Below are 15791 nucleotides of genomic sequence, written 5' to 3'. Positions count from 1 at the left end.
GTGTGCCTTTCGGTCCGGGCGAGGTCAGCAGGTGGGCAGCACGTTGAGGTTGTCGCCGCCCTCCAGGTTGAGCCACGCCCACGGGATGTAGGTCCTGCCCTTGTAGTCGACCTGGACCCACCAGGTGCTCCGCTTGTCGTTGTTGTAGATCCAGGCGTCGACGTCCTCGCCCTTGGCCTTGCAGTACGTGCGCAGCCGCGTACCGTCCGGCACCCAGCCCGCCTGTCGATCGTCGTCCTGCCGGGTGACCTCGAAGATCTCGTTGCCGTTGCGACCCGGCACGTCCTTGTTGCAGTACGTCCGCTGGTCCCCGTCCGGGCCGTTCTTGCAGGTGGCGATGCCGTACACCGGGTCGGTGGTCTGGGCGCGGGAGGCCGTGCCCCTGCCGGCGGCGTTGGACGCGGTCAGCGTCACCGTGTAGGCCGTGCCCGGCGTCAACCCGGTCACCCGCAGGCCGGAGCAGCTCCCACTGGCCGTCTTCCCGCCGGTCGCCGCCGTGCAGGTGGCCTTTCCTCCGCCCGCGTCCACGGTGAACGTCACCGTCACCGAGGTGGCGTCCGCCGACGAGCCGGTCACCGTGATCCGGGGCGCGGCCACGGTACGCGCGGTGGTGCTGGCCTCCGGGCCGTCGCCGGCCTCGTTGACCGCCTTGACCTTCACTGTCACGTTCTGGCCGTTGCCGAGCCCGCCCACGGTGGCCCGTACGTCGGTCACCTCGACGGTCTTGCCGCCGGCCTGCACCACGTACTTCGTCACCGGGCGGCCGTTCTCCACCGCCGGCGACCACTGCACCGCGATCGTGCCGGGCTGGTCGGCGACCGTGGACGCGCGCAGCTCGGTCGGCGCCTTCGGCACGGTGAACGGCACCACCGTGTTGCTCACCGGCGACGCCTTCGACCCGGCGCCCTTCTCGCTGACCGCGGTCACCGTGAACGCGTACTGGGTGCCGTACTCCAGCGCGCCGGCCGGCACCACCAGCTCGGTCTTCGGCGACTCGCCGGCCGGGGCGCTCGCGCCGGCCGAGGTCGCGGTCACCGCGTACTTCGTGACCTTGTTGCCCTGGCCGTCGGCCTCGGGCCAGCTCACCCGGACCGTACCGTCCGGCCGGGCCTCGGCGGTCACCGAGGCCGGCGGGTCGGGCACCTCGGCGGTCGGCACGACCGGGTTGCTGCGGCGCGCCGGCCCGTCGCCCTTGGCGTTCACCGCGTGCACCGAGAACGTGTACGTCTCACCGTTGGTCAGGCCGGTGACCTCCAACGCGCGCTGGTTCGCGCCCACCTGGTGGGTCTGACCGCCGCCCTCCACCACGTACCGGGTGATCTCGGCGCCGTTGGACGCGGCGGCCTGCCAGCTCACCCGCGCCGACGCGTTGCCCGCGGCGGCGGTGACCGCCTTCGGCGCGCCCGGCTTGCCCACCTTTGGCTTCTTCGGCGGGGGCGGCGGCGGGGGAACCGGCGGCGGGTCGCCGCCGAGCACGTCGTTGGCGTACTTGTTGACCTCGCGGACCCGGTTGCGGTCGTCCACCACCTGGGCGGTGGACGAGTCCGGCGGGTTGATGAACAGGTGGTTCTCCCGGACCTCCAGCTCCACCGGGCCGGGCCGACCGGAACCCTTGATCGTCTCGACCAGCTGGCCGGCCGCGTCGAACGAGTAGACCGCGCCGGTGCTCTCGTCGGCGCAGTAGAACCGGCCCGCCCAGGCCACCGCCGGGCTGAGCCGCGCGCCCGCCCCGGGCACCGTGAACCGCTTCACCTCGGCGCCGTCGCGGACCACGTGCACCGACCGGTCACCAGGGACGTTGACCGGCACCTGCGGCCCGCTGGTCCGCGGCGGCAGGTTGCCCGGCGCGGTCATGGTCAGGCCGGCCCGCTGCGTCCGGCCGCCGACCACGGTCACCAGCGACGCGGACGTGCGGTCCAGCACCGCCACACCCTCGTCCAGCGTGGACACCACCAGCTCGTGCGCGGGTTCGGCCACCTCGTGGGTCTCGACCCGCTTCGGGCTGAGCCCGGCCGGCGGGGCGGCGCCGGGGGTGTCCGGCAGGTCGGCGGCCGTGATCGCCGAGACGGTGCCCTCGCTCGGCACCGCGATCCACAGCTTGCCGGCGCCGTCGAACGTCCCGCCGGCGATGCCCGGCGGGTAGCGGACCGGCTCGCCCACCGGCGTCAGCGCCCGCGGGTCGAGCTGCCGGACGATGCCCTGCACCGCGTCCACCACGAACGCCGCGTCCTCGTGCAGCGCCACGCTGACCCCGAACCCCGGCGCGGTCGGCGTGCTGGCGGTGATCTGCAACGTCGCCAGGTCCAGCGAGCTGACCTGGCCGGTGTTGAGGTCGCGCAGGATCAGCAGCCGGTCGGTCTGGGCGACCTGCATCTGGTGCCGCCGCCCGCCGGGCACCTCCATCCGGGTGTCCACCCGGGCGGTGACACCGTTGACCCGGGCCAGCTCGCTGCGGGTGGTGCTCCACAACCAGGAGGACGCGTCGTAGTTGGCCACCGCGTTGTCGGCGGCACCCAGCCCGAGCACGGTCAGCCCCATCGCGGCCAGCAACGCGGCCACGGTGCCGATGGTCACCAGGCCGCCGCGCATCCGCGACCGGGGGCGGGCCGTCTCCGGTCCGGTGCTCGTGACGTCCTCGATGGTGGTCACTGCCGGCTGCCTCCCCGCGTCGGTGGGGGAGGGCGCCGCGCGTGGTCGACCCTCCCCAGAGCCGGGAGCCATCATAGGTGCCGGCAGGGGCCGGTGAAACCCGCACCGTCTCCCTGTGGACACCGAGCGTGTCCTCGGTGCCCCGTCACTTCGGCGTGGCGCCGCCATCGCGGTCCGTGCACACCTGACCGGACGTGGCGTACGAATCGGTCGAGTAGACCGCCAGCACGGTGAAGCAGTAGTCCAGCCGCGCCCTCAATCCGTTCACCGTGTAGCTGGTCTGCCCGGGGTCCACGGTGGCCATCACCCCGAGCTTCTGTCCGGCCTGGCCACCCGCCACGACGAACGGCACCCCGCCGTTCGTCGGGTCGGTCCAGGTGACCGTGATCGTGGTGGTGTCGTCCCGCAACCGCAGCTCACCGGGCGGCGGCCCGGTCACCTTCGGCTTCGGCGCGCTCGGCGCCGGCGCCGGTGGCGCCGCGTCCCGGTTCAGCCACACCGCGCCCGCGCCGACCGCGACCACCACCGCCAGCACCGCGCCGCCGGCCACCAGGGCCAGCGTCGTCCGGTTCCGGCCGCCCGACTCCGGCTCCTCCGCCTGCGGGTACGCGGCCGGCTGGTGGAACGCCGGCGGCACCGCCGGCCAGGAGCCCTGCTCCGGGTACGCGGGCTGCTCCGGGTACGCGGGCCGGTCCGGATACGTGGGGTGGTCCGGACGGGCCGGCTCGGGGAAGTCGAGCAGTCCGTCGTAGACCGGCAGGGACCGCCCCTCGTCCGGCGTCTCCCCGGGGTCGGCAGGCTCCGTCCCGGGCCCCGGCGTCGGCTCGTCGATCGGCTCGGGCTCCGGGCCGGCGGGCCGGTCCACCGGTTGGGGCGGCGCGACGCTGCTCCACGGTGGAGCGGTCATCCCCCAGGGTGGCACCGGTGACCCACTGACCGGGGAGGCGCTGATCGGGGCCGCGCTGACCGGCATGCCACTGACCGGGTACGCCGCCGGTCCGCTGACCGGGTGTCCGGGTGGTCCGCTGACCGGGAAGGTCGGTGGTGCGCTGACGGGTTGTCCGGGTGGTCCGCTGACCGGGAAGGTGGGTGGTGCGCTGACGGGTTGTCCGGGTGGTCCGCTGACCGGGAACGTGGGTGGTGCGCTGACGGGTTGTGCCGGTGGTCCGCTCACGGGATGGGTCGGTGGTGCGCCGACCGGCGGGACGGGCGGCTCGGCCGGCGGGCGCACGGGGGCGGTCGGCCCGGCGGCAAGCGGTGCACTGGCCGGCGCCCCGGTGGTCGGCGGGCCGCTCACCGGCGCGTCACCTCCCGGCGGCGCGCTGACCGGGAATCCACTCACCGCCGCCGCGCTCACCGGCGCCGCGCTCACCGGCGCCGCGCTGACCGACGGTGCGGTGGGGGGTGGTGCGCTGACCGGTCGGCCGCCGGCGGGCGGCGCCTCGGCCGGCGGCGTGTTCGAGGGCGTACCGCCGGTGGGACGCGCGTCCGGGCGGGCCGCACCGGGCGCGGCCGCCGCGCGCTCCGCCTCTTCGCGCAGCAGCGGACCGATCTGCTGCACCTGGACGGTCGGCTTGTCCCAGCCCGGGCCGCCGGAAACGGGTGGCGTCGGGCCGACGTCCGGGTGGCCGACCGCGGTCGGGTCCGGGCGCTCCGTCGTGTGCTGGTCCGCAACGGGCACCGGCACTGCCGGCGGTGAGGGAACGGCCGGGCGGGGCATGGAGTCCGGCGAGGTCAGGGCCGGTGGTGCGGAGACCGGGGCAGGAGCCGGTGTCGCCCCACCGGGTGCCGGATCGGCGGCGGTCGGCGGTGGCACCGTGGCGTGCGACGTGGGGGCGGGCGCCGTCGGAACCGGAGGCGCCGAGACGGGTGCGGAGAACTGCGGCGCCGGGGCGGGTGGAGCGGAGGCGGGTGCGGGGACCGGCCGCCCCGGGGCGGGTGGGGCGGCGACCGGCGGGGCGGCGGGCACGGCCGGCGGTGGCGGGAGGACGCCGCCTGCCGGCGGGCCCGAGGTCGGTGCCGGCGGCATCGGGGTGACGGCGGGTGAAGGCGGCGGGACCGGCACGACAGGTGGCGCCGGCAGCCGCGACGGCGATGGCGCGGGAGCGGTGGTGCCGGGGTTCGGCCCCGCGTCGGGTCGTGCCGGCGTGCGCGGGGGTGGCGGGATGACCGGGGCCGGTGGCAGGGCGGAGGCCGAGGTGACCGGTGCCGGTGGCACGGGCGGTACCGAGACGGGATGCAGCGGGCCGCGCGGCGCGTACCCGTGAGGGGCGTCGGCCGGCGCCGGGCCGGACGCCGGCGTCGTCCGCCAGGTGGCGGGTGCGGCCGGCGGCCCCGAGACCGAAGGCGCGGGCGGAACGCTCGGTGGGTAGGCCGCCGGCCGTGCACCGGGAGGGGGAGGGATGGTCGGGGGCACACCGCCGGTCGGGTCGTGGCCAGCGGCTCCCGCGTCGGTGGTCCGCCCGGCCTGGTGGGCCGGTGCGACGCCGTGGCCCGGTGGCACCGCGGTGACGCCGGGCGCCGGCGGCGCAACCGTCGGCGGCACCGGCGTGACACCGGGCGCCGGTGGCCCGGTCATCGGCGGTGCCGGCGGGACGCCGGTGGTCGGCGGCACGGGTGCCACCGGCGGTGGAGCCCAGGGGCTCGACGCTCGGGCCGGTGCGGTGGATCCGACCGGAGGGGCCGAGATCGGGATGGCCGGCGGGGGCGGCAGTGTGCCGCGGGTGAGCGCGGTGGCTGCCGGCGGCGGGGCGGGAGGCGTCACCGGACCGGGCGGGGGGGACGGCCACGGCGCCCGGGACGTCGGCCGCGGCTGCGGAGCCCACTCGGCACCCGGTACCGGTGGCACGGTCGGCGCCGCAGGAGCGGCTCGCGGCGGGGCGGGCGGGGTGATCGCCGGCAGCGACACGGTGGGCCCGGACAGCGCCGGATCGGGGCGCGGGCCGGTAGCGGCGGCGGAGCCGCCGGCAGGTGGGCCGTAGCCGGCGGGAGCGGCGGCGGAGCCGCCGAGGTAGTGCCGGGCCGCGCGTACCGCAGGGTGGTCCGGACCGAGCACGGCGGGCCCGGCGGTGGCGACGCGGCTGTAGTTGCGGCGGGCCTCGTGCCGGTTGCCCAACTCCTCGGCCACGCCGGCCAGGTCGAAGCTGAGCGCGAGCATCAGCGGGTCGGCGTCGCCGCGGCGGCGCTCACCGGCCGCGTACGCCTCTTCGAGCGTCCGGCGGGCGGCGGCCGGGTCGTCGGCCTCGCGGTGCAGCCGGGCCAGCAGGTGACCGGTGGTCAGGACGTCCTGGTGGTCCTCGCCGTACGCCGGTCGGGCCGCGGTGATCGCGTCGGCGAGCAGCCGGCGGGCGCCGGTCAGGTCGCCCGCGGCGCGCAGCGCGAGGGCCTGGTGTTGAGCGGCGGTCAACGGGGACGGGTGGGACACGTGAGCAATGCTGCCCGGAATCGTCCTTCGCGCGCTACCCGCCCGCTGGTGGACGGCTTTGACCTGGGCAAACGTGGGACGCTGGCGGTGATGTGCATGATCGTTCCGGGCCGTGTACAGTAATGCCCCGTGCGGCCCGACGGGCCGGCTGATCCGGTGAGAAGATCACCTCGGCCGACCGGGTAGGCTGTACGTGCAGGTCCGGGTGGCGGAATGGCAGACGCGCTAGCTTGAGGTGCTAGTGCCCGTATAGGGCGTGGGGGTTCAAGTCCCCCCTCGGACACGAACCGAATCCCAACGGTGCGTGGCAAGATCGACATTTGCCCGCACCGTTTGTGATTCCGGGTCGTAGGTCAGGTGCAACCCGAGGCTGCGGTAGACCTCCAGCTTGTGTTCCGGCTCGGCGTCCCGCAGGGCGTCCACGAGGTCTCCGAGCTCCTCGACAATGGCGATGATCTGATCCTCGTTGAGGCGAGCGGGTATGCGGGGTTCTTCTTCGGCTGGCGCTTGGTGGCGTTGCTCGGCGCGTTGCCGTTCTGCCTGGGTTTCTCGCCGCGCTCGCCAAGACCAGCCAAGATCCCGATCACTGCCACTGGATCCCGATCGCACTATTTGCGGCCGCCGACCAGGACCACAACGCCGGCGCCTGGGTTGCCTCTGCCGACATGGCCACCATCGCTGGTCTCGCCCATCTCGCCCATCTCGCCTACGCGCCACGACCCGAAGCCCTCGAGGAGCACAGCTACCTCATCGAGGCGGCAAGACCCGCTGTTCGCGGGCGTACAGCTTCACGAGGTCGTGCGGGTGCCGTCCGCTGCGTCACGCCGAGCAACGTGCTACTTGGTGCCACCCACAGGCACTTGTTGGGCGGCCGCCGCAGGCGCTGCCAGATCGCTCAGGGTGACTGCTCGGTCTCCGGCTGACGGTCGGTGTCGCCGCGAGGACGCTCGTCGCCCGCGACGAGGTAGCGACTTGCGCCGTCGCTTAGGAGCACGCCGAGCATCCACGACAGACCCGCGACGAACGCGAGATCAAAGGTCGCAACTCGTGTGAAGTGGCCGAGGGCCCAGCTGATCGCAGCAATTATTCCTGCTGGCCATGTCAGCCAGAACGATCGCACCGGAGTAGTCGTGAAGCCCACGGAACCTCCTGAGTTGTAGGTGTCGTTCATGACGACCATCCGCGCCCATCAGCTCCCCCGGTAGGTCGAGTAGCCGAACGGCCCGAGCAGCAGTGGTACGTGATGGTGCGCCCCTTTGTTGACGACCTGGAAGGTGACCACGATCTCGGGGTAGAAGGTATGGACGCCGCGATCGACGAAGTACCGCCCAGTGTCGAACCGGAGTCGGTGTACGCCCGCTTGGGGTGCGTACAGCTCGCGGACGCGCCCGTCGGCGTCGGTACAAGCCCGGGCGAGGTGCTGCCACGCGTCGCCATGACAGCGCTCGACGACGACCGCGAGTTCCGGCGCGGGGAGGCCGGTGGTGATGTCCAATACGTGAGTCGAGAGACTCATCAGCCCTCCGATCGCAGGAGTTTGCCCAGCCGGAGGCGGTTGATCGCGGCCAGGTCTGTGAGCGCTACCCGGCGCTCGGTCGCCGGGTCGTTCGCTAACCGGGAGCGGCAGATGGCGAGCAGCTCCGCCGCTGATCGTCCGTTCGCGTAAACCAGGTACAGGTGCCCGAAGCGCTCTTCGTAGGCCGCGTTGGCCTGGCCGAGACTCGTCAGCAGCTCCTCGTCCGCGGTGCCGACTCCTGCCTGCTCTCGCCGCGACCACTGTCCACCGCTGCCGCTCGTTGGCTTGCCGATCTGTGGGTGACCGGCCAACGCCTCGGCAAAGCCGGCCTCGTCGAGCATGGCGGTGCCGGCGTCGGAGGCCGCACAGAGCTCGTCCTCATTGGCGTAGGGCCGCCCGACGATGACCTCGGTCACCCATGCCTCTGCCGAGCAGCACCGGCGTAGGGCCGACCGGAGGCGCTCGTCTTCGGGCGCGGTGTTTAACCGATCCAGACTCCAGGTCGTCATCGGCTCACGCCACCGTCGGTGCCGGCTCGACTGCGATGACGCGTCCGCTCGTCGCTGTCGGTGCGCTGGGCTGCCTTGTTCGCCGCAAAAATGGTCAGGTTGCCGACGGGGCGAGGGCGTAGGGTGCGAGCGTCGATGGCTTTGGCCCTGACCGGTGCTCCGTCTATCCACACCTGCCCCAGGTCGTCCGCCGTGGCCAGCGCAAATACCTTCGCAAGTGCATCCTCTGGTCCGTTCGAGTGGCGTATGCCAATCTCCAGGACCGTGCCCGGACGGGGTCGTATCCAGATCGCGTCGAACCGCCTGCCGGCGCTCAGGTCGCCGATTTGGTCCCGCAGGCCCAGGGCCTGTGCCCCCGCCGCCGTGGCCATGTGCAACAGATGGGCAGCAGTGAGTGGCACGCCGTCCGCGCCGCGCAAACGTTGCAGGAGGTACGTCTGCAGCCCTTCTTTGAGAAGCGAGAAGCCGGTGCCCGCACCCACGTCGCAGCCGAGTGCCACAAGGACGCCGTGGGCGAGGTGGCGGTTGAGCGGGAACATGCCGCTGCCCAGCGCCGCGTTGCTCGTCGGGCAGTGCGCCACGCTGGCCTGGGCCTCGGCCAGCCGGGTCAGCTCGGTGTCAGTCGAATGCACGTTGTGTGCGAAGACGCTCTGTCGGCCGACCAGTCCGTGCCGGTCGTAGCAGTCCAGGTAGTTGGTGGTGCCGGACAGTCGCCGGACCGTGGCGACCTCGTCGAGGTTCTCGTTCAGGTGCGACGTGAACCAGCTGCCCACCACATCCCGGTGCAACTCCCCGCATGACGCGAGCAGTTCGTCGCTGCACGACAACGCGAACCGGGGGGTCACCGCGTACCGACTGCGTCCGACGCCGTGCCAGCGCCGTGCCAGCTCGCGGCCTTCGTCGTAACTGCGCTCTGCGGACGTGTGCAGCTCCGGCCGCAGCATCCGGTCACCGACGACCAGGCCGCTGGTGATCCGTAGGCCGTGCCCCGCGGCCGCCTGGAACAGTGCGTCCACCGCCGGCGCGAAGTGCGAGCCGAAAACCAGAGCGGTGGTCGTGCCTGCCGAGGTGAGGGCCGAGACGAACTCGCCGGCTACCACGCGCGCGTAGTCGATCTCGGCGATCCGTGCCTCCTCGGGCAGCGCGCAGCGTTCCAACCATTCCAGCAACGGCATCCCGAGCGCACCGATGACGCGGACCTGCGGGAAGTGCACATGGGCGTCCACCAGGCCGGGTAGCAGGACTCCATCGGAGAGCTCGACCAGCTGTGCCTCCGGGTGTCGGGAGCGCAGCGTGGCAAAGGCATCCCGCTCGACGATCCGCCCGTCCTCGACGAGCAGCCCCGCATCGCCGTCACAGCGGAGCGCGCCGCCGCGGAACGGGTCGTCGGGAGTGTCGACGACCTGAGCGCGGTAGAGGGTCATGGCCGGGCCGCCGAGGGAGCGCGGTCGTCGGCCATCGCCTGGTGATGTTCCATCCTGCCCAGGAGATCGGCGGCGACGCTGACGGCGATCGTCGCGGGCTCCTTGCCGTGGATGTCGGCGAGCCCGATGGGCGTGGTGATGCGGGCGATGGCCGTGGCGTCGTGGCCCTGTGCGGCGAGTTCGGTGCGGAACCGGGCCCACTTGCCCGCCGAACCGATGAGGCCGATGGTGCCGAATTCACCGCCGCGCAGCATCGCGTCGCAGAGGGAGAGGTCCTCCGCATGGTCGTGCGTCATGATCAACGCGTAGGTGCCTGTGGGCAGCTCGCCGAGCACGGTCTCCGGCAGCACTGCCACCCGGTGGACGTGCACCCGGGCCACCGCATCGGAGAAGACCGCCAACCGGTCCTCGGTGAGCTGCTCCGGGCGGGTGTCGATGAGATGTAGGTCGATATCATGCCGAGCCAGGACACGAGCCAGCTCCAGGCCCACGTGCCCTACGCCGAAGACAGCCACCACCGGCGCCACGGGTAGCGATTCGAGCAACACCGTGACGGTCCCTCCGCAGCACTGCACCCCGTGCTCGTAGGGCGCTTTGTCGGACAGCGCGAGCGTGAACAGCTCGGGCGTCGGGCCGCCTGCGGCCAGCAGCGTACGGGCCCGGTCGATCGCGACCGCTTCCAGCTTGCCGCCGCCGATCGAGCCCCACGTCTGCGTTTCGCTCACCACGAGCTTCGCGCCGGCCGCGCGAGGGGCATGGCCGCGGACCGTCACGAGCGTGACGAGTACACCGGGCTCACGGACGCTGCGCAGGTGCGCCACCGCTGCCAGCCAGGTTCCCTCAGACATGACTCACCGTCCGCAGGGCCCGCTCCGGCGTCGGGTGCCCGGCGTTCGCCGCCCCACCCGGAGCGAGGTCCGCGTCCGCCGTGGGGCCGTGCCCGCCGCACGCCCGGGCCCGCTCGATCGCCCAGAAGACCACCTCGGGGGTGGCCGGCGAGGCGAGGTCGATGCTGATGCCGGCGGGCCCGAACGCGGCCGCCGCCTGGCGCAGGGCCTCGCGCACGGAGAAGGCGAGCATCAGCGGCGGCTCGCCCACCGCCTTGGCGCCGTAGACCGCCCCCTCCTCGGCCGCGTCGGCCAACATCGTCACATTGAAGACCTCCGGCATCTCCGAGAAGCTGGGCAGCTTGTACGCGCTGGCCCCTCGCGTGGCCAGCTGGCCGCGCGCGGCTCCCGTGCCGGTGTTCCAACGGAGGTCCTCCAGGGTCAACCAGCCCGCGCCCTGTACGAACCCGCCCTCGATCTGTCCGATGTCGATGAGCGGTGACAGGCTGTTCCCGACGTCGTGCACGATGTCCACCCGTCGCGTTCGGTACGTGCCCGTGAACCCGTCGACTTCGACCTCGGCGGCGGCCACCCCGTACGCGAAGTACTTGAACGGCGAGCCCTGCATCGCCGCTGAGTCCCAGTACAGCCCCTCGGTGCGGTAGAAACCCGCCGCGAACAGTTGCACCCGCTGGAAGTACGCGGTCCGCACCAGATCGTTCCACTCGACGCCGGTAGGGGCCCCGGTACCCCGCGCCACACCGTCGACGATGCTGATGTCGGCGGCGTTCAGCCCCAGCATGGTGGCGGCCACCCGGGTCAGCCGCTCGCGAAGCTGTTCGCAGGCCTGCCTGACCGCGCCACCGTTGAGGTCGGCACCGCAGCTCGCTGCGGTCGCCGAGGTGTTGGGCACCTTGTCGGTACGTGTGGGCGCCAGCCGCACCCGGCCCAGTGGAATGCCCAGCTCGGTTGCTGCTACCTGCAGCATCTTGGTGTGCAGGCCCTGACCCATCTCGGTGCCGCCATGGTTGATCAGCACCGACCCGTCCCGGTACACGTGCACGAGTGCGCCGGCCTGGTTGAACGCGGTGAGGTTGAACGAGATGCCGAACTTGACCGGCGTGACGGCCAGGCCACGTTTGGCATGCGGATGTGCGGCGTTGAAGGCCGCGACCTCCCGCTGCCGGGCGGCAATGTCACCGGTGTCGACGACCTGACGCCAGAGCCTGTCCAGCCGTTCCGGGTGCCGGACCAACTGGCCGTACGGCGTGGTCTGCCCGCGGCGGTAGAAGTTGCGTCGGCGCAGTTCCATCGGGTCGATGCCGAGCAGTGGGGCGCAGCGGCCGAGGATGTCCTCGATGACCAGCATCCCCTGCGGGCCCCCGAAGCCCCGGAAGGCAGTGCTGGATGTCTTGTGGGTGCGCACGATGCGGCCGTTGAGTCGTACATGTGGCAACCAGTACGCGTTGTCAACGTGGCACAGCGCGCGGGCCAGCACCGGCTCGGACAGGTCGAGGCTCCAGCCGCCGTCCGAGGTCAGGGTCGCTTCGAGCGCGAGCAGCCGGCCCGCCGCATCGAACCCGACCCGCCACTCGACGAGAAACCCGTGCCTCTTGCCCGACATGGTCAGGTCCTGGGCGCGGGTCAGGCGCACCCGTACCGGGCGGCCGGTGCACGTCGCGCCCAGCGCGGCGATGGCAGCGAGGCCGTGTGGCTGCATCTCCTTGCCGCCGAAGCCGCCGCCCATGCGCAGGCACTGGACGGTCACCTCGTTGCTGGCCCGGCCCAGCACGTGGGCGACTATCTCCTGGGTCTCCGAGGGGTGCTGGGTACTGCTCTGCACGAAGACCTGCCCGGCTTCGTCGACGTGGGCCAGCGAGCTGTGCGTCTCCAGGTAGAAGTGCTCCTGCCCGGCGATTTCGAGTTCCCCACCGAAGACGTGCACGGCGTCGGCCAGACCGGTCTCGACGTCGCCCCGCACCAGTTGCGGCATGGCGCCCTGGAAACTGTCGGCGGCGATCGCCTCCCGCACGGTCACGTAGGAGGGCAACGGCTCCGTCTCGACCTCCACGGCGGCCGCGCCCACACGTGCCGCCTCGTACGTCTCGGCGAGCACCCAACAGACGGCGTGGCCGAAGAACATGACTTCCTCGGGGAACAATGGCTCGTCCTGCTTGATCCCGGCGTCGTTCACTCCGGGCACATCGGCGGCCGTGAGCACCCGGACGACACCTGGCACGCGGAGCGCCGGGGCGACTCGCAGCGCGGTGACCCGGGCGTGCGCCTGGGGCACCTGTACCGGGTGGGCGTGCAGCACATCCTTGGTACGAGGGATCAGGTCGTCGGTGAACTGTGCCGCACCGGTGACGTGCAGCCGCGCACTCTCGTGCGGGACCGCTGCACCCACCGCGGGACTCTCCGGCCTCTCAGACAGCGCGCTCATTCCGTGGCCTCCTCTCGGCCTGGTGCTCGGTGGCCGCGGCGATCCGTCCGCCGGGGACTGCGGCGATCTCGTACGGGGCCGGGTTCTCGGCGTAGAGCTTGAGTAGGCTCTGGCCGAGCATCGCGGCTCGATACTCGGCGCTGGACCGGTGGTCGTCCTGCGGTGTGCCCTCGCGGCGCAAAGACCGAGCGGCGGCAGCGACGGTGGCTGCGGACCAGGGGTTGCCCTCCAGCGCCGCCTCGGTCGCCCGGGCCCGGATCGGTGTGGCCGCCACCCCACCCAGGCCGATGCGTGCGCGGGTGACCGTTCCACCGACGACGTCGAGGGCGAAGCCGACGGCGACGCTGGTGACGTCGTCGAACCGCCGCTTCGCAATCTTGTGGAAGGCGACGAGGCCGGCGAGCGGGCGTGGGATCCGCACTGCCCGGATCAGCTCGTCGGAGCGACGAACGCTGCGCCGATACCCGGTGAAGTAGTCCGCCAGCGGCACCCTGCGTTCGCCGTCGACGCTGACCAGGATGACCTCGGCGGCAAGCGCGAGCAACACCGGCGCGGTGTCGCCCACCGGGGATCCGGTGCCCAGGTTGCCGCCAATGGTGGCTCTGTTGCGGATGAGCCTGGAGGCGAAGAGGGGGAACATGTGGGCGAGCAGCGGCACCCGGCCCGCGAGGCGGCGCTCGATCTCGCTGAGGGTCAGTCCGGCACCGACCTCGATGCTCTCCGGCGTGATCATCAGCTTCCGCAGCTCCGCGAGGCGGTCGATCGCGAGGACCGACTCGGCCCGGGCGCCCTGCAGGTTCACCTGCACACCCCAATCGGTGGAGCCGGCCACCACGGTGGCAGTGGGCTGCTCGCGAAGCCGTCGCAGGGCGTCGGGCAGCGAGGCCGGCCGGACGAACTCCCGGCCCCCGTGCCGCAGCCGAACGGGCCGGGGCGGCGCCGTGGGCGCCTGCTGGCGTTGCACAAGCTGGTCGTCGGGCACCGGTGGACCGAGTGCGAACGCGGCGTCGCGAATCGGCCGGTATCCGGTGCAGCGGCACAGGTTGCCGCTGAGGGCGTCCAGGTCGAAGCCGTTGGGCCCCTTGTCGTGTCCGGTCACGTCGCCGTCCGGGGACGCCCGTCTTCCGGCCCGGTAGTACTCGGCAGCCATGCTGCAGACGAAGCCGGGTGTGCAGTAGCCACACTGCGATCCACCGCGGACGGCCATCTCGTGCTGGACCGGGTGCAGGCGGTCGGGGCTGCCCAGCCCCTCGGCAGTGCGGATCTCCTGGGCATCCAGGGCGGCGACCGGCAACAGGCATGCGTTGACCGCCACCCATTCGGTGGGCGAATCAAAGCCGGGTCGGGCGACGAGCACCGCGCAAGCGCCGCACTCACCCTCTCCGCAACCCTCCTTGCAGCCGGTGAGGCCTCGTCCACGCAGCCATTCCAGCGCCGTGGTGTGTGGCGTGACATCCCCGAGTGGAGTGATCCGGCCGTTGACCGTGATGTCGCCGCCGCTCCGCGTGGTGTCGTCAGGCAGCGGGGGCGTGTCGGTCGACACCGCTCGGCCCGCGGTCGGCTCCTGCCGACCGGGTAGGTCCGGTCGGAATGCATGGTGCGTCCCGGTCATCTTCTTCCCCTCATCAACAGCTTCCCGAGCGGCTGTCCCTCCGTACGTACGCGCCGCCCGCGAAGCCAGGTCTGCCGGACGATGCCGGCCAGCCGTCGACCCGAGTACGCCGTCAGCTGGTGACGGTGCAGTAGGCTCGCCGGATCGACCACGAAATCGGCGTCCGGGGCGAAAACACACAGATCCGCGTCGGCGCCGGCGGCGATGCGACCCTTGTACGGCAGCCCGACGCGCTCGGCTGGGCGCTGCGCCATCCAACGCGTCACGTCGGCCAGCGAGTGCCCGCGCGAGCGGGCCGCCGTCCATACCACCGGCAGTCCCAGCTGCAGGCCCGCGATGCCACCCCACGCTTTGCCGAAGTCGCCGTGTTCGAGCAGCTTGAGCTCGGGCGTACAGGGTGAGTGGTCCGAGACGACCATGTCGATGTCTCCGGCGGCGAGCGCCTGCCACAACCGGTCCTGGTTGCCGCCGTCGCGGATCGGCGGGCAGCACTTGAACTGGGTCGCTCCATCCGGGATATCGGTATCGGACAACGTCAGGTAGTGCGGGCAGGTCTCCACCGAGACATCGACACCGGCAGCCCTGGCTGCGGTGAGCCCTGACAGCGCGTGGGCGCTGGACAGGTGCAGGACGTGGGCCCGGCCACCGGTCGCGCGCGCGGCGTTGATCACCTGGTCGATCGCGCGATCCTCGGCCCGGTGCGGGCGGGAACGCAGGAAGGCCGCGTACTCCGGCCCGGTGGGGCGTGGCGCCAGTGCGACCACCTCGGCGTCCTCGGCGTGCACGATCAGCATCGCACCGAGGCGAGCCGTCTCTGCCATCGTCGCGACGAACTCCGCAGCGTCCAGCGGTGGAAACTCCGGCACCCCGGAGTCGAGCAGGAAGCACTTGAAGCCGAAGACTCCGCCGTCGTGCAGGGCCGCCAGATCGGTGATGTTGCCCGGCACTGCCCCGCCCCAGAAGCCCACGTCGACGTAGGTCTGGCCGCGGGCGCAGCCCTGCTTGGTGGCCAGCGCGGTGGGCGTGGTCGTCGGTGGAATGCTGTTGAGCGGCATGTCCACGATGGTGGTCACTCCGCCGGCTGCGGCTGCCCGGGTCGCGCTGGCATAGCCTTCCCACTCGGTACGACCGGGCTCGTTGACGTGCACATGGGTGTCGACCAGGCCCGGCAGAAGCACCTCGTCATCAGCGAGAGTGATCGACTCCTGGGCTTCCAGCTTCGCGTCGAGTGGTGCCACGACGGCGATGCGCCCGTCACGCACACCGATCACACCCGCGGTCTCGGTGCCCTCGATGACCACGCGTCGACTGCGAAGGACGAGATCCAGCATCATGATCGCGCCTCGTCGGGCCGTCCGGCGATCAGCGGACAACAGATGGCGAGGCG

10 protein-coding genes, 1 tRNA gene and 1 pseudogene are annotated in these 15791 nt (G+C 72.3%); 1 reads left to right on the top strand and 11 read right to left on the bottom strand.

Annotation, left to right across the window (positions count from 1 at the left end):
• Nucleotides 1-24 precede the first annotated feature (24 nt).
• The 3 genes and pseudogenes from O7600_RS08060 to O7600_RS08050 form a co-directional block, all read right to left on the bottom strand.
• On the bottom strand, nucleotides 25-2589 hold the full coding sequence (locus tag O7600_RS08060) for a fibronectin type III domain-containing protein (protein ID WP_281594091.1): 2565 nt from the start codon (nucleotides 2587-2589) through the stop codon (nucleotides 25-27).
• A gap of 205 nt (nucleotides 2590-2794) precedes the next feature.
• Complete coding sequence (locus O7600_RS08055) at nucleotides 2795-4330, bottom strand: fibronectin type III domain-containing protein (protein ID WP_281594090.1); 1536 nt, start codon at nucleotides 4328-4330, stop codon at nucleotides 2795-2797.
• Nucleotides 4331-5899: 1569 nt separating this feature from the next.
• Nucleotides 5900-6073, bottom strand: a pseudogene (locus O7600_RS08050) (hypothetical protein); the annotation flags it as partial.
• 199 nt (nucleotides 6074-6272) lie between these two features.
• Here O7600_RS08050 and O7600_RS08045 point away from each other — a divergent pair.
• Nucleotides 6273-6356: transfer RNA gene (locus tag O7600_RS08045), tRNA-Leu, on the top strand.
• Nucleotides 6357-6968: 612 nt separating this feature from the next.
• On the opposite strand, the gene O7600_RS08040 is transcribed toward O7600_RS08045, so the two are convergent.
• The 8 genes from O7600_RS08040 to allB form a co-directional block, all read right to left on the bottom strand.
• On the bottom strand, nucleotides 6969-7244 hold the full coding sequence (locus tag O7600_RS08040; protein ID WP_281593055.1) for a hypothetical protein: 276 nt from the start codon (nucleotides 7242-7244) through the stop codon (nucleotides 6969-6971).
• A gap of 18 nt (nucleotides 7245-7262) precedes the next feature.
• Complete coding sequence (gene uraH / locus O7600_RS08035) at nucleotides 7263-7589, bottom strand: hydroxyisourate hydrolase (RefSeq protein ID WP_281593054.1); 327 nt, start codon at nucleotides 7587-7589, stop codon at nucleotides 7263-7265.
• Nucleotides 7589-8098 carry a 2-oxo-4-hydroxy-4-carboxy-5-ureidoimidazoline decarboxylase gene (uraD, locus tag O7600_RS08030; RefSeq protein ID WP_281593052.1) on the bottom strand — a complete coding sequence of 170 codons (510 nt, stop codon included), beginning with the start codon at nucleotides 8096-8098 and terminating at the stop codon, nucleotides 7589-7591. The genes uraH and uraD overlap by 1 nt, the downstream gene beginning before the upstream one ends.
• The gene (locus O7600_RS08025) at nucleotides 8095-9522 is read right to left on the bottom strand and encodes a guanine deaminase (protein WP_281593051.1); all 1428 of its coding nucleotides are present in this window, start codon (nucleotides 9520-9522) and stop codon (nucleotides 8095-8097) included. Before O7600_RS08025 ends, uraD begins: the two co-directional genes overlap by 4 nt.
• On the bottom strand, nucleotides 9519-10370 hold the full coding sequence (xdhC, locus tag O7600_RS08020) for a xanthine dehydrogenase accessory protein XdhC (protein ID WP_281593050.1): 852 nt from the start codon (nucleotides 10368-10370) through the stop codon (nucleotides 9519-9521). Before xdhC ends, O7600_RS08025 begins: the two co-directional genes overlap by 4 nt.
• Nucleotides 10363-12756 carry a xanthine dehydrogenase molybdopterin binding subunit gene (gene xdhB / locus O7600_RS08015; RefSeq protein WP_281593049.1) on the bottom strand — a complete coding sequence of 798 codons (2394 nt, stop codon included), beginning with the start codon at nucleotides 12754-12756 and terminating at the stop codon, nucleotides 10363-10365. The genes xdhC and xdhB overlap by 8 nt, the downstream gene beginning before the upstream one ends.
• Before the next feature lie 19 nt (nucleotides 12757-12775).
• The gene (locus tag O7600_RS08010; protein WP_281593048.1) at nucleotides 12776-14335 is read right to left on the bottom strand and encodes an FAD binding domain-containing protein; all 1560 of its coding nucleotides are present in this window, start codon (nucleotides 14333-14335) and stop codon (nucleotides 12776-12778) included.
• Nucleotides 14336-14400: 65 nt separating this feature from the next.
• On the bottom strand, nucleotides 14401-15738 hold the full coding sequence (gene allB, locus O7600_RS08005; RefSeq protein ID WP_091606516.1) for an allantoinase AllB: 1338 nt from the start codon (nucleotides 15736-15738) through the stop codon (nucleotides 14401-14403).
• Nucleotides 15739-15791: the final 53 nt, after the last annotated feature.

It is taken from the genome of Micromonospora sp. WMMA1998 (assembly GCF_027497375.1).
GTDB lineage: Bacteria > Actinomycetota > Actinomycetes > Mycobacteriales > Micromonosporaceae > Micromonospora > Micromonospora sediminicola.
Note: the sequence above shows the minus strand (reverse complement) of the source record. Positions and strands in the feature narration are given on the sequence as shown.